Origin of the sequence: Clostridioides sp. ES-S-0010-02 (assembly GCA_020641055.1) — a bacterium.
Taxonomy (GTDB): Bacteria; Bacillota; Clostridia; order Peptostreptococcales; family Peptostreptococcaceae; genus Clostridioides.
Genome location: CP067345.1, coordinates 185,515 through 205,116 on the forward strand (window position 1 = coordinate 185,515; position 19,602 = coordinate 205,116).

At 29.4% G+C, this 19,602-nt stretch carries 21 protein-coding genes and 1 pseudogene; 18 read left to right on the forward strand and 4 right to left on the reverse strand.

Going from position 1 to position 19,602, the window contains the following annotated elements:
- The first annotated feature begins 60 nt into the window (after positions 1-60).
- The 4 genes from rlmH to JJC01_01290 all read left to right on the forward strand — a co-directional run bounded on the left by rlmH (position 61) and on the right by JJC01_01290 (position 3,605).
- Positions 61-540: a 23S rRNA (pseudouridine(1915)-N(3))-methyltransferase RlmH gene (rlmH, locus tag JJC01_01275; protein UDN58530.1), complete on the forward strand. Its 480-nt coding sequence runs from the start codon at positions 61-63 to the stop codon at positions 538-540.
- A gap of 168 nt (positions 541-708) precedes the next feature.
- Positions 709-2,487 (forward strand): AAA family ATPase, encoded by a 1,779-nt coding sequence (locus tag JJC01_01280; GenBank protein ID UDN58531.1) that lies wholly within the window; start codon positions 709-711, stop codon positions 2,485-2,487.
- A 187-nt stretch (positions 2,488-2,674) separates the two neighbouring features.
- Positions 2,675-3,073: a hypothetical protein gene (locus JJC01_01285; protein UDN58532.1), complete on the forward strand. Its 399-nt coding sequence runs from the start codon at positions 2,675-2,677 to the stop codon at positions 3,071-3,073.
- 250 nt (positions 3,074-3,323) lie between these two features.
- Positions 3,324-3,605: a hypothetical protein gene (locus JJC01_01290; GenBank protein ID UDN58533.1), complete on the forward strand. Its 282-nt coding sequence runs from the start codon at positions 3,324-3,326 to the stop codon at positions 3,603-3,605.
- 827 nt (positions 3,606-4,432) lie between these two features.
- Here JJC01_01290 and JJC01_01295 read toward each other — a convergent pair.
- Positions 4,433-5,176 (reverse strand): phosphatase, encoded by a 744-nt coding sequence (locus JJC01_01295; protein ID UDN58534.1) that lies wholly within the window; start codon positions 5,174-5,176, stop codon positions 4,433-4,435.
- Positions 5,177-5,341: 165 nt separating this feature from the next.
- Between JJC01_01295 and JJC01_01300 the strand changes: the two genes are divergently transcribed.
- From JJC01_01300 to JJC01_01340, 9 genes are all read left to right on the forward strand, one after another.
- A complete protein-coding gene (locus tag JJC01_01300) occupies positions 5,342-7,909 on the forward strand; it encodes a sigma 54-interacting transcriptional regulator (protein ID UDN58535.1) in 2,568 nt (855 codons plus the stop codon).
- A gap of 230 nt (positions 7,910-8,139) precedes the next feature.
- Positions 8,140-8,544, forward strand: a complete 405-nt coding sequence (locus JJC01_01305; protein ID UDN58536.1) for a PTS sugar transporter subunit IIA — start codon at positions 8,140-8,142, stop codon at positions 8,542-8,544.
- A 23-nt stretch (positions 8,545-8,567) separates the two neighbouring features.
- A complete protein-coding gene (locus JJC01_01310; GenBank protein UDN58537.1) occupies positions 8,568-9,065 on the forward strand; it encodes a PTS sugar transporter subunit IIB in 498 nt (165 codons plus the stop codon).
- Between the two features lie 2 nt (positions 9,066-9,067).
- Positions 9,068-9,469 (forward strand): PTS mannose transporter subunit IIC, encoded by a 402-nt coding sequence (locus JJC01_01315; GenBank protein UDN58538.1) that lies wholly within the window; start codon positions 9,068-9,070, stop codon positions 9,467-9,469.
- 17 nt (positions 9,470-9,486) lie between these two features.
- Complete coding sequence (locus JJC01_01320; protein UDN58539.1) at positions 9,487-9,975, forward strand: PTS sugar transporter subunit IIB; 489 nt, start codon at positions 9,487-9,489, stop codon at positions 9,973-9,975.
- A 27-nt stretch (positions 9,976-10,002) separates the two neighbouring features.
- Positions 10,003-10,758, forward strand: coding sequence for a PTS sugar transporter subunit IIC (locus tag JJC01_01325; GenBank protein UDN58540.1), 756 nt, complete (start codon positions 10,003-10,005; stop codon positions 10,756-10,758).
- The gene (locus JJC01_01330; protein ID UDN58541.1) at positions 10,758-11,621 is read left to right on the forward strand and encodes a PTS system mannose/fructose/sorbose family transporter subunit IID; all 864 of its coding nucleotides are present in this window, start codon (positions 10,758-10,760) and stop codon (positions 11,619-11,621) included. Before JJC01_01325 ends, JJC01_01330 begins: the two co-directional genes overlap by 1 nt.
- A 46-nt stretch (positions 11,622-11,667) precedes the next feature.
- Positions 11,668-12,147 (forward strand): L-2-amino-thiazoline-4-carboxylic acid hydrolase, encoded by a 480-nt coding sequence (locus tag JJC01_01335; protein UDN58542.1) that lies wholly within the window; start codon positions 11,668-11,670, stop codon positions 12,145-12,147.
- A 64-nt stretch (positions 12,148-12,211) separates the two neighbouring features.
- Positions 12,212-13,519, forward strand: a complete 1,308-nt coding sequence (locus JJC01_01340) for a M20 family metallopeptidase (protein ID UDN58543.1) — start codon at positions 12,212-12,214, stop codon at positions 13,517-13,519.
- 308 nt (positions 13,520-13,827) lie between these two features.
- On the opposite strand, the pseudogene JJC01_01345 reads toward JJC01_01340, so the two are convergent.
- The 3 genes and pseudogenes from JJC01_01345 to JJC01_01355 all read right to left on the reverse strand — a co-directional run bounded on the left by JJC01_01345 (position 13,828) and on the right by JJC01_01355 (position 15,170).
- A pseudogene (locus tag JJC01_01345) lies at positions 13,828-13,998 on the reverse strand (transposase).
- On the reverse strand, positions 13,947-14,180 hold the full coding sequence (locus tag JJC01_01350; protein UDN58544.1) for a transposase: 234 nt from the start codon (positions 14,178-14,180) through the stop codon (positions 13,947-13,949). Before JJC01_01350 ends, JJC01_01345 begins: the two are co-directional and overlap by 52 nt.
- A 108-nt stretch (positions 14,181-14,288) precedes the next feature.
- Positions 14,289-15,170 (reverse strand): LysR family transcriptional regulator, encoded by an 882-nt coding sequence (locus tag JJC01_01355; protein ID UDN58545.1) that lies wholly within the window; start codon positions 15,168-15,170, stop codon positions 14,289-14,291.
- 342 nt (positions 15,171-15,512) lie between these two features.
- Here JJC01_01355 and JJC01_01360 point away from each other — a divergent pair, with 342 nt between their 5' ends.
- The 5 genes from JJC01_01360 to JJC01_01380 are packed head-to-tail and all read left to right on the forward strand — an operon-like array spanning position 15,513 to position 19,595.
- A complete protein-coding gene (locus JJC01_01360; GenBank protein UDN58546.1) occupies positions 15,513-16,901 on the forward strand; it encodes a hypothetical protein in 1,389 nt (462 codons plus the stop codon).
- A 26-nt stretch (positions 16,902-16,927) separates the two neighbouring features.
- Positions 16,928-17,884: an NAD(P)H-dependent oxidoreductase gene (locus JJC01_01365; GenBank protein UDN58547.1), complete on the forward strand. Its 957-nt coding sequence runs from the start codon at positions 16,928-16,930 to the stop codon at positions 17,882-17,884.
- 50 nt (positions 17,885-17,934) lie between these two features.
- Positions 17,935-18,204 (forward strand): hypothetical protein, encoded by a 270-nt coding sequence (locus JJC01_01370; protein ID UDN58548.1) that lies wholly within the window; start codon positions 17,935-17,937, stop codon positions 18,202-18,204.
- Positions 18,197-18,709 (forward strand): DUF1097 domain-containing protein, encoded by a 513-nt coding sequence (locus JJC01_01375; protein ID UDN58549.1) that lies wholly within the window; start codon positions 18,197-18,199, stop codon positions 18,707-18,709. Before JJC01_01370 ends, JJC01_01375 begins: the two co-directional genes overlap by 8 nt.
- 31 nt (positions 18,710-18,740) lie before the next feature.
- A complete protein-coding gene (locus JJC01_01380) occupies positions 18,741-19,595 on the forward strand; it encodes an acetyl-CoA hydrolase (GenBank protein ID UDN58550.1) in 855 nt (284 codons plus the stop codon).
- Positions 19,596-19,602: the final 7 nt, after the last annotated feature.

Below are 19,602 nucleotides of genomic sequence, written 5' to 3' on the forward strand. Positions count from 1 at the left end.
ATAGTTTGTAAGTCATATTAGTATATAAATTTGTAATAAGATTAAGTTTAGGAGAAGTATATGAATATAAGTATAGTTGTAGTAGGTAAAATTAAAGAAAAATATTTAAAGTTAGGTATTGATGAATTTAGAAAGAGGCTTTCTAAGTATTGCAAGTTGGAAATTATAGAGTTAGATGATGAAAAAGCTCCCGAAAATTTAAGTGCTAAGGAAATGGAAATTATAAAAGATAAAGAGGGAAAGAAGATTTTAGGTAAGATAAAGCATAACAGCTATGTTATAGCTCTTGCTATTGATGGAAAGAATTTGTCTTCTGAAGAACTGGCTAAGACTATGAGCGATTTAGCAGTTAGAGGTAACAGTAGTCTTTGTTTTATAATTGGAGGTTCTTTAGGGCTTTCTGATGATGTTTTGGATAGGGCTGATTATAGATTATCTTTTTCTAGGATGACTTTTCCTCATCAGATGATGAGGTTGATATTGTTAGAGCAGATTTATAGGGCTTATAGGATAAATAATGGAGAACCGTATCACAAGTAAGGGAGCTATAACTTTACTATTTTGATAATAGACCATAATTATAATTGTGCTACATAGGTATATCTAAACTTAGATATACCTCTTTATTATGTATTTAATTATCTAAATTTAAATAGTATAATTAAATACATAATAAAGAGTAAAATTAATATTATTAAGGGGGATCCTATGAGTACAATTCATATTAACGGCATATCGATAAAAAATTATAGATCATTTAGAGATGAGAAAGTAATTGTATTTCCTGATGAACAGTATAATAAACCAGTAGCTATAGTAGGATATAATAATTCTGGTAAAACTAATTTATTAAATTCAATATTATTTGGTATTACTGAAAAGTATGTAACTAAAGATACATTTAAATTAGATGATTTTCATAATAGAGATATAAATAATATACCTAATATATTTACAGGAATAACTGCATCTAAAGAAGTTAAAAAGGATGGTAAATATGCAGACCTAACAGGGTATCATTTTCTTAATATTAAATTAGATGGATATGAGATTGAAAGTGCTAAAATAGAGTCATATAAAAATATGGAGCGAAACGATAAAAATTATGAAGCTTTTGGGGCTAATAAATATTATAAAATCTTTTATGTTAATTTTCATGAGATAAAAAAAGAGATATCAACAAAGAAAACTAGTTGGGGAAATGTTACTTCATTCTTAGCAAAACATATAAAAAATATAGTTGATTCAGATAAAGAGATGCTAGGAAAGAAAGTAAACTTTAAAGATGATATAAAAAAATCAACAGAAAATGTTATTGAAGACTCTAATCTGCATAAATTTTTAAATAAAATACAAGAAAATTACTCTAGAAATTTACGAGATAATAATTGTAATATCGAGTTTGGTTTGCCGGAATATGAAGACATTTTTTTAGAAATGATGTTTAAAATTGGTTTAAATGGAGATTTAGAAAACTTAGTACCAATTGATCATTTTGGGGATGGATACATATCAATGTTTGTAATGGCGGTAATTCAGGCTATTGCAGAAGAAAATGAAGGAGACAGGTGTTTATTTATATTTGAAGAACCTGAAAGTTTCCTTCATGAAAATCATCAAGAATATTTTTATAAGGCTGTGTTATGTGGACTTGCGGAAAATGGTCATCAGGTAATATACACAACACATTCTGACAAAATGATAGATATATTTGACACAAAAGGCCTAATAAGAGTTGAGTTTGATGAAGAACTTAAACAAACAGAAATTAAGTACAATAAAGCTAAAGAAGATTTTTTATGTGAAAGCAATGAACTTGTAGATAAAATAAAGGATTATAATGATTACATAAAGATAATTGAACCAAATTTAAACAAGATAATATTTAGTCGAAAAGTTATTTTAGTAGAGGGGCCAAATGATATGATGGTTTACAAAGAAGCTATTAGAAATAAGATTTTAGATAAAACTGGTGATATAAAATTTGCGGATACATATTTAAATTTTAATAATATATCAATCATACCTCATCATGGAAAAATAACAGCCTTAGTTTTAATAAAGTTATGTAAGCACCTTGGTATAGAGTATTTTGCCATAAATGATTTTGATTTTGAATCGGATGTTGTAAATAAATTAGCTAAGCTTTATACCGAAGAGGAATATAAAGAAAGTAAACTTTACTTAGAGGAAATAAAGACATTAGTATCTAAAAATATTAAAGGTGAAGAAAGAAGTGAAACAACTAAAAAAGGAATGCTAACAACTAATTGGCAATTAATAAATGAAGCTGGTATAGATCAAATTCATTTCAATATACCTAAGTTAGAGTGTGTAATAGGATATAATAGTAATGATAAAGATAGTATAGGTATATGGAAAACTATTAATGATATTAAAGAATTTAAAGAAGATTTATTTCCACAAAAACTAATAGATTTTTTAGAACTTGATAAAATCGAATGTAGAACTAAAGTTAACATATAACGTTATCATTTTAAAAAATATTTAAAAATTTCAATTTATAAATAGTAAAACCATTATATTATGAATATTAAAAGAGGTATTATTTTCACAATATAAAATGTAAGTTAACAAATAAGTAAACTAATTTTCTACTTTAAAAATAGTAAGATAACTATAATATAGGCTAAGATAATGGGGGAGTGAGTGAATGTATGTAACAAGTAAAATAAAAGAAAAGCTTAAGAATAATGGAGGAATTGCAAAAATAAAGCTATTAAAAGGAAATAGATACTTTAACGTAATACTAAAAGAAGATGGAGTATTAGTTGATAATTTAGATAAAGAAGCATTATTAGAATGGAAAGTATTTGAGAAAACAATAGAACTATTAGAAAACAATGGTGGAACTGCATTAAAAGGAGATGCTATGGGATTCAAGTTAGGAGAAGGAAAATTACCCATAAATTCAATAGAAGGATATGTTGCAAAAGAAGTATATGATAAATCCATAGGAGAGAGTGTGTTTAGAAGAATCACACCAATAGTCAATATTCTAATTTGGGTAGGAATATGTGAGAATGGCAGAGGAAAACTAATATTAAAATAAAAACGTGCTCTGTAGAGTACGTTACGGAGAACCATATCATAAGTAAGGGAGCACGTTAGTCTTAACCACTGAAATAAGTTGGTTAAGGCTACTTTTATTTTACAGGCATATAATAAGTTAAAGTACAAATAATATATAGTATTTTGATATAAATTATCAGATTAGATTTAGTAAAGTATCGAAATTGATTAAAATATAGATAAATAAGTAGATAAAGAGGGATTAAATAATGAAGTATAGAATAAATTAGGTGAGGTCTGATTTAGAAGAAAAAAACTTTGAAAACGTGGCTGAAGTTGAAATTTTAAGAAACTTAGCATCTTGTTTCGGTTTAGGTGTAACTAAAGAAGAAATGAATAAATTAAGAAATTTATCATCAGAGGAATTAAAAAATATTGCGGAGAAATGCAAGAAAGCATATTTACATGCTGTAGACTTTATAACAACAGAACTACCTTTAACTAGTCATGGATATTTGCCTTATTCATTACAGTTAACATATTTCATTTGCATTAAGAAATGTATTAAGTAAAACATATGCTCTTATTCTTTCTAGGAACAACCTTAGAAGCTTACTGGACGGAGCTCCAATAAATACACAGTCAGTACTGTCTATAGTCAATAAAAATGAATATCATCACATTTTCCCAGAAGATTATTTGAAAAATAAAGGGTTTAATAAAAATTAAATTAACTGTAATGGAAATATATGTATAATTAATCTAAATAACAGTAGAACTATATCAAATAAAGTACCTAGTGATTATTTCAAAATAATTAAAAATAATTTAGGTGATAACTTAAAAGATGTGTTAAGTAGTAACTTCATAGATTAAGAAAGCTATGAGTACGCATTAAAAGATGATTATGCTGGATTTATAACAGCTAGAATAAATTAATAGTAAAAAAGCTAAGGAATTGTGTGAAGATGACTTAGCTATTTTACCTGGACATGATTTATTTAGAGAACAAGATATTGACGAAACAAGTAACAATGAACAATTAACTCTAATTTAATATTATTTTATAAAATTGTAGCAAAATATATGCTCTGTTGGATTTATAATGGAGTAGTGTTTCAAAGGTAATAATGAATAAGAAAAGAGAAATAGATAGCATAGAGATATAAATAAATGATGATGTGATAATATACTTAATGAAGGATGGGCTGCCTAAATAACAAGGTAACCCATCCTTTTTGTATTTACTTGGAATAAATTGTGTAAATTTGAAAAGTAAATATATAAAAAGTAGACAAATACGTAAATTATAGTCTATTTGTAGTTAATATGAGATTGGCATTTTAAATAGGATAATACTCTAATTTTTATAAGAGTTAAAGCAAGCATGTATTATTACTTAAATATTTGTATAATCAACATCTAGTAATTTACCTTTTTGGTGAAAATGATTAATAAGTTTTTTAGGATAATTCATTATTAACTCATCTGGAAAATTAATTTCTTTTAAGATATTCTCAGAATACTCATAATTACCTATATCAAAACAAATGTGAGCATCTGAAGTTAGTATGATTTTAGCACCATATTTTTTGCAAAGTGTAGCAATATACTTACAATTATCTGAGCTACCATTTCTTGACACTCCTTTGATAGAACAATTATTTATTTCTATTAAGATACTCTTTTCCATGGCTAATTTAATGATTAATTCATAGTCGATTGGGTAGTTTGGGTTTCCAAGGTGGCCTAATATTTCAATATTATCATGCTTATTTATTGCATTTATTAAGGCTTTAGTATTATTCTCTAATGTATTTGGTGAAAAAACGGCTTCATGAAATGACAAAATAAGATAATCTAATCGAGAAATGACAAAGGGTTCTAAATCTATGTTTCCTTCAGTGTCTAGTGTATTTGCTTCACATCCTCTTAAGATTATAATGTTATTTATGATTCTTGGGATATTTTGAATGTTGTGAAAGTACCATTTGTGGGGAGAACCAGGCATCTTAGGACCATGTTCAGATGTACCTAGTATCTTAATTCCATTTTCTTTACAATAATTAATATTTTCTAACAAAGTGCTATAGCCATGACCACTGACTATAGAGTGGGTGTGTAAATCTGATAAAAAATTCATATAAATTCCTCCTCTATAAAAGATGAGGGTAACGTAATTTATATTATAAAATGAACAGGAAAGAAAATCAATAGCTACACAATTAGACAAAAATATTGAAATATTGTAGAATTAAGCTTAATAATAAATATTTAACAGTATTACTGCTTGTAGGGGAGGTTAACTATGACACAAAAGAAGCTATCAAGGAAAGAAAAAGTTTTAATTTGCTTGAAAAGATTAACAGAAGAACACTTGAACCTTAATAATGGCATTAGATTTGGATTTGATGCAGAACATATTGCTACTGAAGTAGGTATAAATAGAAGTAATGCTAGTAAGGAATTAAATCAATTAATAAAGGAAAATATCATTATAAAGATAAAGGGAAAACCTGTTCAGTACTTATATAAAGAACGTATTGAGAGTATTTTAGGAAAGAAACTAAATACAGGGATATTTGATAATATTAACTCTATAAACGAATATAGTGAAAATGATTCTATCAAAGATGAGTATATTGTAGAGGGTATAAAAAAAGAGAACAATATTTTTAATTTAGTAGGATGTGACGGAAGTTTAAAGTCCCAGATAGAGCAAGCTAAAGCAGCAGTAATATATCCACCTAAGGGGTTGAGTACATTAATAATAGGACCTACAGGAGTTGGTAAATCTATATTTGCAGAATATATGTATAAGTATAGTTTAACTATAAAAGAAGATAGTGATAATGCACCATTTATCATATTTAACTGTGCTGATTATTCTGATAATCAGCAATTATTATTAGCACAGCTTTTTGGATATGTAAAAGGAGCATTTACTGGAGCTGATAAAGATAAATATGGTATTGTACATGAAGCTAATAATGGAATATTGTTTTTAGATGAAGTTCATCGACTATCTGCAGAGGGACAAGAAATGTTATTTCTGCTTATGGATAAAGGTATATATAGAAGATTAGGAGAGGCTAATAAGGTACATGAGTGTAGAGTTATGATAATTGCAGCTACTACAGAAGATCCAGAGATAGCAATGTTGGAAACGTTTTTAAGAAGAATACCTGTAACTATAAAGATTCCGTCTTTAGAGGAAAGAGGCTTTCAAGAGAGAATGAAGCTTATATGTTATTTTTTTAAAGAAGAAAGTATTAGGATTGGTGTTAAGTTAAAGGTTTCAAAAGAAGTTATTAAGGCATTTATTTTATATAAGTGTAAGGGAAATATAGGACAATTAAAAAGCGACATACAATTAATTTGTGCAAGAGCTTTTTTAGATTATATGACCTATAAAAGAGAATGTGTATATGTAAGACTCTCTCTTCTACCAAACAATATTAGAGAATCATTATATGGAAATAATAGAAAAGAGGAGTTTGTACAAAACTTCAGTTTTATTGGGAAAGATGATATTATTTTTTTACCAGAAGAAAAGAATTTTGAAAGTGAAAATTTATTAATAGAAAATAAAAAATATGATTTAGATTTCTATGGAATGATAAAAGAAACTTGGAATAAACTTCAACAGGAAGGGATTAAAGAGTCACAAATTAGAAGCGTTATAGATGAAGATATACAGAAGTATTCCTATAATTTAATGAATACTTTTATATATAATAGTAGTAATCAAACAGCTTATAACAATATTGTTAATGATTCAATTGCAACTACTGTGAAGTATATTTTACAAAAGCATGATAAATGGAGCAAAAGAGAAGGATTAGATAAATTAATAAAAGCTATAGCCTTACATATTCAGAATTTAATTGAAAGAATAAAGATTGGGAACATAGTAAAGCATCCTAATAAAGATGAGATTATGAAGGAAAGAGCATATGAATATAACATAGCAAAAGAAATATTATCTAACATGTCGTTAATGTATGGAGTTGAGTTTCCAGAAGATGAAGCAATTTTTTTAGCAACGTTTCTTTATTTATCTTATGTGGGATTAAATGAGGAGAGTATAGCAATATTAGTTATAATGCATGGTGAATCTACGGCATCTAGCATGGTGAATGTAGCTAATACTTTACTGGATTGTAACCATGCGGTGGCAATCAATATGGGATTAGAAGATAGAGTTCAGGATATTTTAGTCCAAGCTGTAGAAATAGCCAATGAAATTGACAAAGGAAAGGGAATTTTAATTCTAACTGATATGGGATCTATTTTAACATTTGCTAAAGTTATTCATGATGCTACTGGAAAAGAAGTAAAAGCAATAGATATGGTAAGTACACCTATTGTAATAGAAGCAACTAGAAAGGCCTTAACTCCGGAAATGACATTAGAGAAATTATATTTTAATATTATAGAATCTATAAAGAAACATTATGGAGATATGGAAATTATGTATGCTGAAAAAGATAATGGTGGTAGATATTTTGATAGATTACTAATTGATAATATTAGTAAAACTTTGACTTTTTTAAATGGGGAAAAGGCTTATTTTATATTAAAAGAAGTAATTAATAGAATTAGCGAACATTATTCTTTAGTAATTCAAGATGAGCTTTTAGTAAAGTTTATATTTCATTGTTCATGTATGATTGAAAGAGTAATAATAAAAGAGTCTTTAGTTTATAAATTATATGAAGAAAGAATTAGTAGAAGTAAAGAATTATATTTAGTTATAAAAGAAAGCTTTAAGCTTGTAGAAGAGACATTCGATATAATTATTTCAGATATGGAATATGCAAATATATTAGATATATTTGAATCACAGTATGATACAGATAAATTCAAAAGTTGATACAAAATTTAAATATAGCCAAAAGGCTATCTTTTTTTTACCTATTTTTGATACAGATTTGATACAGGTTTGAAAAAGATTTTGATACATATTGAAAAAGTGAGTTTTTTTTATAAATTAAGTAAAAAGATTTGATTAAATCCTGTAAAATAGCCATTTGTTATTGATACACATAAGTTGGCACAACAATTGCTTATATAAAAAGTGACAAGAAAAGTGAGGTGAGATTGGTGATTGGGATAATAGTTATGACTCATGGGAATTTTAGTGAAGAAGTTATAAAAAGCTGTGAACTTATTGCAGGACCAGCAGAAAGAACAGCAGCAATTAAACTAAATAGGAATGATAATATTGAAGACTTAAATAGAAATTTTGTAGAAAAGTTAAATGAATTAGATGAAGGTGACGGAGTTTTAGTATTAGCTGACCTATTAGGAGGTTCACCAAGTAATGTTGCAAGTTTAAACCTTAAAAAAGGTGGAAAGTTTCATGCACTTACTGGAGTAAATCTTCCAATGCTACTTGAAGCTTTAATTAATAGAGATGGAAAAAGTTTAGAAGAGTTAGCAGAGACATGTATTGAAGCGGGGAAAACTGGTATAAACCATATTAATAAAGTTCTTGGCTCAATGTAATAGAAAAAGGAGTTCGATTAAAAATGTCTTTAGTAAAATATTGCAGATGTGATGATAGATTAATACATGGTCAAGTGATATATAAATGGGTTAAGCATCTAGGTGTTAAAAAAATAGTAGTAGTAGATGATGAAACAACCAATGATGTTATTGCTAAAGGTTTGATAAAAATGGCAGCACCAAAGAATATTGATTTATCAATATTAACTGTAAGTGAATCAAGGAGGTATTTTTATAATAACCAAGCTGATGATAACGTTTTTGTATTAATTAAAAACTTAGATACTGCAAATAGAATGAAAGAAGAAGGAATTGATATTAAAAAACTTATTATTGGAAGAATACCTACAGGGATAGGAAAAAAGAAAATATCTCAAAGTGTATATATTAATAAAAAAGAATTTCTTTTAATAGATGAATTTATTAAAAAAAATATTAATGTATCAATTCAAATGGTACCTGACGAGGACGAAGTAGAGTTAAATCACATTATTAATCGCTATAAAGGAGAGTTTGTTTAGCAATGAATAAATATAAGGCAATCATACTCTGCCATGGAACTTGGGGAAAAGTATTAGTAGAAGAAGCAAATAAAAACTTTGGATTGTCAAATCAATACGAAGTTTTATCACTAAGCCCTGAAAAAGATGTTTCTGTATTTATGAAAGAGGTTGAAGAAATAGTAGATAAAGAGGATGTGAAAATTATAATATCAGATCTGTATGGGGGATCTACATCAAATGTTGCAATAGCTGTTGCTATAAGAAGAGGGATAGATGCAATAAATGGACTTAGCTTACAGACAATTTTAATCGTAGATGAAGAATTAAGCAAAGAAGATAAAGTACATACATTACCAGAAAGAATCGTCAGAAAAAATAATAGCCTTTGTGTGGATTTAATTAAAGAATTTAAAAAAATATAAATTATGAGGTGGATATAATGGCAAAAATAACATTAGTAAGAGTAGATCATAGATTAATTCATGGACAAGTTATAACAAAATGGGTGAAAATCGCTCAAGCTCAAAAAATAGTAATAGTTGATGACTTCTTAGGTCAAGATGAATTTATGGCTGACGTATATAGGATGGCAGCACCATCAGGAGTAGAAGTGGCTATTTTAACAGTAGAAGATGCAGGGCAAGCATTCCAAAACAATACTTTAGGAGATAAAAATATATTTATTCTATTTAAGAACGTTGATATGGCAAATAAGGCGTATAAGGCAGGTCTTAAATATGAAAAGATTCAATTAGGAGGTATTCCAAATGAAGCAGGAAAGAAGATGGTATTTACAGCTGTTTCATTAGGAAATGAAGATGTAGAACAACTAAATGAACTTAATGAAAATGGGGTTGAAATAGTTCTACAGGTTATACCAGAGGAATCATCTATGACGTATGAAAATGCGTTAAAGAAATTTAAATAAAAATTTATAAATTAGGAGGAATTATAAATGGAATCTGTTTTGATGTTGGCAATTGTAACAGGATTATGGTATTGGTTTGCAGCAGGTCTTGCAGGGTATACCCTTTTCTCAACACTAAAGTCTCCTTTATTTATAGGTTTTAGCCTTGGATTACTTTGGGGTGATGTAACAACTGGTATGATTGTTGGTGCAAGTATAGAAATGGTTTATCTAGGAATGGTAGCAGCAGGAGGAAATATTCCATCAGATAAATGTTTAGCTGCTCTTATTGCAATACCAGTAGCACTTCAAACTGGTGTTAATGCAGAAGTTGCAGTATCTATTGCGGTACCTTTAGGTGTTATAGGAGTATTAGTTAATAACTTAAGAAGAACTGGTAATGCTGTATTAGTTCATAAGGCAGATAAGTATGCCGAAGAAGGTAATACAAAAGGTATCTGGAGATGTGCAACACTTTACTCTTTAATATTTGGGTTTGTTTTAAGATTTCCAATAGTTTTTGTATGTAACTTTTTTGGAGCAGATTTAGTTCAATCATTATTAGATGTTATACCACAATGGTTAATGAATGGATTAACAGTAATGGGTGGTATATTACCTGCATTAGGTTTTGCAACAACAATATTTACTATAGGTAAAAATAAATTCTTACCAATGTTTATTATAGGATTTTTTATGGTTCAATATTTTGAAATATCAATTACTGCAGCTGCAATATTTGGTGTTTGTATAGCTCTTTTAATTACATTTATGAAAGAAGATAAAAGGGTGGGTGAAGTATAATGCAAGAAATAAAAAACAAAGAAGTTAAAAATGAACAAGGTACGACTGAAGTTAATAAGACAAGAGTACTTACGAAGAAAGATGTAACAAAAACATATCTAAGATGGTGGTGGACAGCAGAATTATCTAACTCTTTTGAAAGAATGCAAGCATTAGCAGTTTGTGCAAGTTTCACTCCGGCTTTAGAAAAGTTATATAAGAGAAAAGAAGATTTAATAGATGCGTTAAAGAGGCATTTACAATTTTTTAATACTCAAGCTATATGGGGAGGGTTAATTCACGGTACAGTTTTAGCTATGGAAGAAGAGAAAGCTACTGAAGGAAAAATCCCAGGAGAAGTTATTTCAGGTGTTAAGAATGGGCTTATGGGACCTTTGGCTGGAATTGGAGATACTTTAGATTTTGGTACATTTCAAACAATATTCTTGGCTTTAGGTGCTTCATTTGGAGCAGAAGGAAGTGTTATAGGTGCATTTTTCCCAATAATGTTTAGTATATTACTATTTTGCGAAGGTTATTACTTATTCCATTTAGGATATTCTTTAGGTAGAGATTCAATTAAGAAAATTCTATCAGGTGGTATTGTCAATAAGATAATTGATGGTGCTTCAATTCTAGGAATGTTTATGATGGGAGCATTATCTGCAACTACAGTTAAGCTTTCAACTCCATTATCATTTGATATTGGTGGTAAAGCAATTGTTGTTCAAGACACATTAAATATGATTGCTCCAGGTTTATTACCACTTGGTGTTGTATTCTTCGTATATTGGGGAATGAAATACAAGAAGTGGACAATAACTAAGTTATTAGTAATTTTAGTTGTAGTAGCATTAGTAGGATCATTAATTGGAATATTCTAATTTGCAATGATTAAAATATAGAATTTAATTTTAGGAGGAGAAAGACATGTCAGAAAAAATGTATACAGAGAAGGAATATTTAGAAGGAATTAGAGGAGCAACAGGAGAAAGAGCAGTATGGTTCTATCTTCTTATGAAAGAAGCTGAAAAATTAGGAGTTAATCCAGATGATATATGTAAAGAAGCAATATATGGATTTGGCAAAATGAGAGGTCAAAAATATAGCGTAGCAGATACTCCAGGAAAAATGGCAGAAATGTTATATAACAGTAAAGGACAAAAAGTGTTTGAAATGGAATTAGTAGAAAATACAGATGAGAATGGAGTTTTAAAATTCCATCACTGTCCATTAGATGCTGCTTGGAAAGAGTATGGATTAACTAAAGAAGAAAGAAAAGAAATTTGTAGATTAGCTTGCTACGGTGATTATGGAAGAGTTGATTGTGCACAAGGTGTTAGATTAGAGTTTGCTCAAAAATGTGCTCATGATGATGAAGTTTGCGAATTAGTATTCACAAGAAAATAGTTTTTAATGCTAAAAGCCTGTTCTTTAAGAACAGGCTTTAAAAAAACAGAAAGTAGGTTGATTTATGGATATAAGCAGAAGTGTAGATAATAGTTTAAATAGAACAGTAGAATTCCTAAAAGAATTAATAAAAATTGATACACAACAAGGTGAACCTATTTCACAATGTCCTTTTGGTATCGGACCTAAAAAATCTTTAGATAAAACTTTAGATTACTGCACTAGTTTGGGTTTTAGCGTTAAAAATATTGATAATTATATTGGATATGCAGAAATTGGAGAGGGAGAAGAATTAATAGGAATTCCAATGCATTTAGATGTAGTTCCCCCAGGAGATGGTTGGAGTGTAGATCCATTTTCGGGAGCAGTAATTGACAATGTTATTTATGGAAGAGGTGCCATAGATAATAAGGGGGCTGTATCTATGCTTATACATGTATTGAAAAACATAAAGGATATGTACCCTACAATTAATAAAAGAATAAGATTAATTTTTGGTACAAATGAGGAAACAGGTATGAAGTGTATCAAATATTATTTAGATAAAGGTGAAGAAATTCCAAGTATGGGCTTTACTCCAGATGCTATGTATCCAGTGGTTAATGGAGAAAAAGGAAGAGTTCATGTAAGGATAGAAAAAGAGATTAAAATTGATAAAAGTAAACCTTACATAATAGTAAGTGGAGGAACTAAAGAAAATGTTGTTCCGTCTTATTGTACTGCAAAGATTATTAATGGAATTATTTCAGAATTAACTACTAAAGGAGTAGCTGTGCATGCAAGTAATCCTGAAAAGGGAGAAAATGCTATATCTAAAATGATAATAAAGATAGTTAAAGATAATATGGATTTTCAGTATAGAGAAGATATAGAATTAGTTTCAAAATACCTTTGTAGTGACTATTATGGAGATGCATTGGGAATTAATCAATATGATGAGGTGTTCAAAAGCACTACTTTAAATTTAGGAATATTAAAAGTGAATGAAGAAAAAATCATATGTGAGTTAGATATAAGGTATGGTAAAAATATAGTTTTAAACAATATAATAGATAGATTCAAAAAGTTTTTTTGTAATGGTTGGAAAATAAAGATTATTGATCATAAAGACTTACATTATGTGGATGAGAGTAGTTTAGTACTTAAAAAGTTATTAGAAGCCTATGAAAAAGTAACAGATGAAAATGGATATACAATTGCTATGGGTGGTGGCACATATGCAAGTTGGTTTAAAGATATGGTGGCGTTTGGACCTAAGTTCTTAGAGTATAAAACTGGTGGTCATGGAGCAGATGAAAGAGTACCAATAGAGCATATACGAAAGAATATGGAGATATATACCTTGGCTTTAATAAAACTATTAGAATTGTAAAAGGAAAATAGAACTTATGTGCAAATATAATTAAGAATACATTAAAGGTAGGTATACCTGGAACTGGGAAAATAGGAATAAAAATAGCAGCTGGACTTGGTGGTGTTATTAAAACAATAAGGTTTTTGAGTTTGGAAATATTTATGTGTATTCTTTAAATAAAAGTTTATCTTTTAAGTGATAATTAAATATTTATTGATAAGGCTATGGCTTTAAAAATCATAGGCTTATTTTGATATTTTTTCCATTTTTGCAAAAATTATTATCCCTTTAAGAAAATTTCTTGAATTTTTTGAAATATTTCTTTATTAACTTAAAGTTAAAATTCTTTCTTCAAAGTAAATACTTAAATGAGCTAAAATTTGAGTCCAATTTCTAATTACCTTTGGTTCAAAATCTCCATTTCGGTCTCTTGGAATATTTAAAGTTATTTCTCCAAAATCTGATTTAACATTTTTATTTCTATATCCATTTCTAGAGTTTTAGTATTTTTATTCTTATTATCATACCTATCATAACCTAGATGCTCATCAAGCTCCGCTTCTAACATTTGATGAATTGTACTTGCAAATAAATCCTTTAACATGTCTTGAACATCTGTAGTTGTTTTAACATCATATTCTTCAATAAGTTTTTTTAATATTTTGTTTTTGTTAAACATAAAAAGTGTGCACCTTCATTTATATAGTGATATTTAATATTTTAATTATCATTACTTTTTAGAAGAATACACACTTTATTTTAAAGACCAAGTTAATATTAATTAATTTTATATTATAGAAATAAATTTTTCTAATGCTGGATTTGTATTGTTTTTATTCCATACAACTACAACCTCGATTCTATTTTGTACTTCATTTATAGGTACAATTGCAATATCCTGTTTTATCATAGTATCTACAACACAAAATGAAGGTAAAATGGATATACCCATGTTAGAGGCTACTAGTGACTCAATAGTATTAAAATCATTTGAACGTTGTACAACATTAGGTACAAATCCCGCTTCACGATATCTATTCTGTATCATGGATTTTTGCCCATACTCATCTCCTGTTTCCTTTACAAAAATAAACTTCTCATGTTGTAGCTCAATTAAATCAATAGAATCCTCATTGCAAAGTGGATGACCATGAGGCAAAAGAGCTACCAAAGAATATCTTTCTACAGTTTTATATTCAAAATCTTTTAATGGTTGATTCTCTGGATTAATAACAAAGGCAAGATCCATAAAATTATTTTTTACTAAGTTTAAAAGTTCAGTTATCTCGTTAGTACAAATTTCCATAGATATATTAGGGTATGTATTAGAAAATTCTTTTAAATATTGTTGGAATTTGTTTTTTTCATATCCTATTAAGATTCCAATACTCAAAGTTCCAAAAGAACCATGTGCAAATTGTTGTGTCTTTTCAATAGCGTCATTGATATTTTTTATTATAGTACGAGCCTCAGATAAAAAAACTTTTCCAGCTGGTGTTAGCTCAACATGTCGTTTACTTCTTGTAAATAGAGTCACATTTATTTTTTCTTCTAAAGCTTTTATTTGTTGTGTAACAGCAGTTTGGGAAATATAAAACTTTTCTGCTGTTTTGGTAAAACTTAGATTTTCTGCTACAGATATAAAATATTCCAATTGCTTAGTATTCAAATAATCACCCCTATTTAAACTTTATTGTTTGTAGACCTTATTCATATATAATTAAAACTTATTATAGTATAAGAAAATTTACTTTTAAATAATATTGGAAAATATTTGTATAAAAATATATGTTTTAGACATATTTCTATATTAGGTTTTATAAAATTATCAAAGATAGACTAACTACTCCATCCTCAACATAAGTAGGCTGGAAAGGTAGTTAACATGGAGTAGCTCAATAATAAGAATAACTTATATATTCCCATGAAAACGATATTGGATTTAAGTAAGTTTGTCTCATAAAATGAAAGTATAGCAATTAATAATATTTTAAATGAGAAGGGAGAAAAAATGGAAGATAAATTTTATGCAAAAGGAAAAGGAAATAACGGATATGTTAAAAATCTTGAAGTTTGTTCCTTTAATGACTTAGATGGAACTTGTGGAATGTTTCAGATGGCTCTGTACAAAAGAGATGAAAAATACTATTTATATGGATGTTGTTTTGGGGGAAGTAAAAAAAATGGAGTAATGATTAGTGATGTGACAGATCCTTATAATCCACAATTTATAAAACATTTTCAAATGTTAAATCTAAAAGAGTATCCTACAACAACTACTCCAAAAATTCAAATAGCAGATGATTTAATGATAGTAGCTATGAGTTGTGGAAGTGGACCAGGAGCACTTGTAGATCAAGCTAAATTAGCAAGTATTAAGTGTGAAGCAGGAATCAGAATATATAGTTTAAAAGAAGACCCTTTAAATCCTAAGTTTTTAGGTTACTGGGATTGTGGATTAAAGCATGTAATGGGTGTTCATAGATTTATGTACAATGGTGGAAGATATGTACATTTATCAAGTGATTGTGTTGGATTTGAAGGTCTGATTTATAGAGTTATAGATATAATAGATCCAACTAATCCAGTGGAAATAGGTAAGTGGTGGAGACCAGACCAATATGCAGATGGATATCCAGATAGAACTTTTGATGCAGGAGCACCTCATTGTCCAGAATTTATGGATAAAGGATGGCTTCATGGACCACCATTTGTAAGAGATGGAAAAGCATATTGTGGTTATGGAGGAGCTGGTTTAGTTGTATTAGATGTTGAAGATTTAACAAGACCAAGATGCTTAGGTGAATTACCATTTATGCCTGCATTTTCTAGTAAACTCGCAGGAGCAAGAACTCATACAGCACTACCATTACCAGGAAGAGATTTAGTTGTTGTGCAAAATGAGGGAGAACGTTTCCAGTTTTTTAAGCCAGAGAGTATTACAGATGTTCAAGCTATGAATAATATACATATGGTTGATGTTAGTAATCCAACAAGACCAACATTAATTGCTCAATTCCCATATCCTGAAGTACCAAAGGATTTCCCATATCCTAACTTTAATGTTGCAGGGCTAGGAAAACCAGGGCCATTTGGTCCACATAACCTTCATGAGCCAATGGATAATAAACCATGGCTAGAGCAAAGAGGAGATAGAGTATATTGCTGTTATTTCCATGCAGGATTAAGGGTTTATGATGTATCAGATCCATATTACATCAAAGAGTTAGCATATTTTATACCACCAAATCCAAATAAAACGCCAGAAGAATCTTATTTCCCAGGATTCCCTGGACCACGCTTGGCAGTAACAGAAGATCTTATTGTTGACGATAGAGGTTACATCATTATAGATGCCCTAGATGATGGATTCTATATATTAAAAATGAAAGAAGATTAATAAACACTAAAGAGGGAGAGTTAAAAATGAAAATACTAGGTATTTCTTTTGGAACAAAAAATGGAAATAATGACACCATGTGTAAAGTGGCACTTAAAGGTGCTCAAGAAGCAGGAGCTGAAGTAGAATTTATTCAAATGTCATCTCTTAACATTAAACATTGTACTGGATGTTGTGCATGTGTTAAGACTTTATTATCTGGAAAAGGTAGTATGTGTGTATTAAAGGATGATTTTGAATGGTTACTTGACAAAATGAAAGATGCAGATGGGATAGTAGTTTCAGACCCTATATTTGAGGAAGGAGCATCAGGTCTATTCCATACTATAATGGACCGTTTTGGACCAAGAGCAGATAGAGGAAATAATATTATAGGAATAAAAGTTGCAGAAGCTACAGGAGGAAAAACTCCAGACCCAAGAATGCTTAATGATAAAGTAATATCATTCATGGGAATAGGAGGGTCAGACTGGGGTACAAGAGTTCAATGTGAGCATGCTATGTTAGCATTAATACCAATGTGGAAAGTTATAGATAATGCTTGGTTCCCATGGGCAAAGGAATTAGTAATGGATGGCTCAAAACTTGCTCAAGTTCATCAAATAGGTTTAAACATAGTTGAAGCAGCAGAAGATTTTGAAAAAGCTTTATACAAAGGAGAAGAAGGAGTCTGTCCACATTGTAATAATAGATTATTCTACCTTGAGCCAGGTACTAAAAAATCAATATGTGCTCTATGTGGTATAGTTGGAGAATTAGATACTGCAAGTGGAAAAACTGTATTTAGTTTCCCAGAAGAGCAATTAGGTCATGCTCATGATACTTTAGCAGGTAAGTTTATACATGGTGATGATATTAAGAAAATGGAAGGTCATTATGCAGAAGTTCGTAAAACACCAGAATTTAAAGAAAGAAAAGCCGCTTACAATTTTATAGAACCATTAACCAAAGAAAAGCATGCTGAACTTTCATTAGGAGAATAATTAAAATATGAAGATTCATATTTTAATTAGTGTTGTAGGAGATTTATTATATGAATGAAAAGCCACACTTTAAACAAATTGGAATTATTAATATAGTAAATAATATCCAAATAGCACTTATCATATCGACTATAGAAGCAATTATTGCTTTAGTACCTGCATATTACAATGTTAGATTAGCTCCAGTGTTCATTGCTATGTTTATACCACTACACTTAATTTGTTTTGTAGTATCTATGATTGCAAATCCAATAACAATAAGGTTAGTGGGAATGAATCAAGCTATAGAAACTACTAATTATAATATAGGAAATGGATAGAAAGAAAAAAGAAATATTAACACTATCCATAGGGATTGCTTTACTACCTCCTTTATGGGCAGTGCTAGCACCTTATATAGGAATAAAAACTGGAGCAGTAGCATTAATTTGTGCAGGATTATATGTAACAAATGGTAATAAACGAAAAGATGGATTAAAAATAATGTTTGGTTTTTGGTGTGGAGATTTATGGGCAGTGTTGGCTATTATAATTATGGAATACATAAATCTCAACCCAAATCTAGAATTATTTTTAACACTTGGTATATTAGGTTTTTTTGCAGTTATAATTGCATCCTTATTTGAAAAAGTAATTTTCTTACCATCATGGCTTTGTGGTTGGGCCATAGGGCTAACTATTATGACAGGTGAAAGTATTATTAACTTACAAAGTCTTTGTATTCAAGTTGCTGTGGCTATGGCAGTAGGAGTATGGTATGTAGGAGCAGGCGTAGATTTATTTACTGTATGTATTTTGGAGAAAGATAAAAAAACGGGAAATTGAAAGCATATGAATATAATTTGATTATAGGAGAATGTTTATGGGATTTGAATTTAAAATAATGAGAAGTTTAATATATGTAGGACTTGCTAAGGAAGAGTATAGACCTAAATTAATGGACTGGTTATATCGCTACCATATTCCAGATAGTATTAGTAATTTTGGGCCATATTGTACTAAATATGCTTTTTATCAAGCATATCCTACACCAGATGAAGGCGAACGTTTTGGTGTACGTAAGATGCAATTAACAGAGCATTATTGGATTGTAGATGAACATATGCCTGAAATGGCAAATAGAATTATGACAGAATACATGCCTATGGATGTTCTCCGTTGGCAAGGGTGTATACCAGATGTGGAGAATAAAAAAGTTCATGAGAATGCAGAAAGTGGAGATGCAGGACGTGCAGTAGGTGGGGATAATGGATGTCCACCATTTATATTTGCTTTTATTCCAATAAACTGGGAAGAAGATTTTAGAGGAAAAGGACGTACTGTACAAGATGGACCAAACTATCGTTGGCAATTTATGATTAAGTACCCAGATGGAATTTCTAAAGAAGAAGGAGAAGGATGGTTCTATGATGAGGTAGTTCCATACTTTACAAACTGCTGTTATGTTAATCGTTTTGTAAGTAGTAAAATCATGATTAACTATGGAGCAACTGCCTTTGATCGTGTAGTAGAACTATGGTTTGAAGGAGAAGAAGAATGGTATAAAGCTGTGGTTGAGGGGACAAAATCATTTATCAAAAAGCCAGAATGGGCACAAGAAGAAGAGTTCCCATATTTAAAACCACAATTTAATATTGCCTCAGTATTCTTAGGCGATATAGCAACTATGGACGCATATTCACAGTATCGTGGATATATTCCAATGAGATAAAATCAAG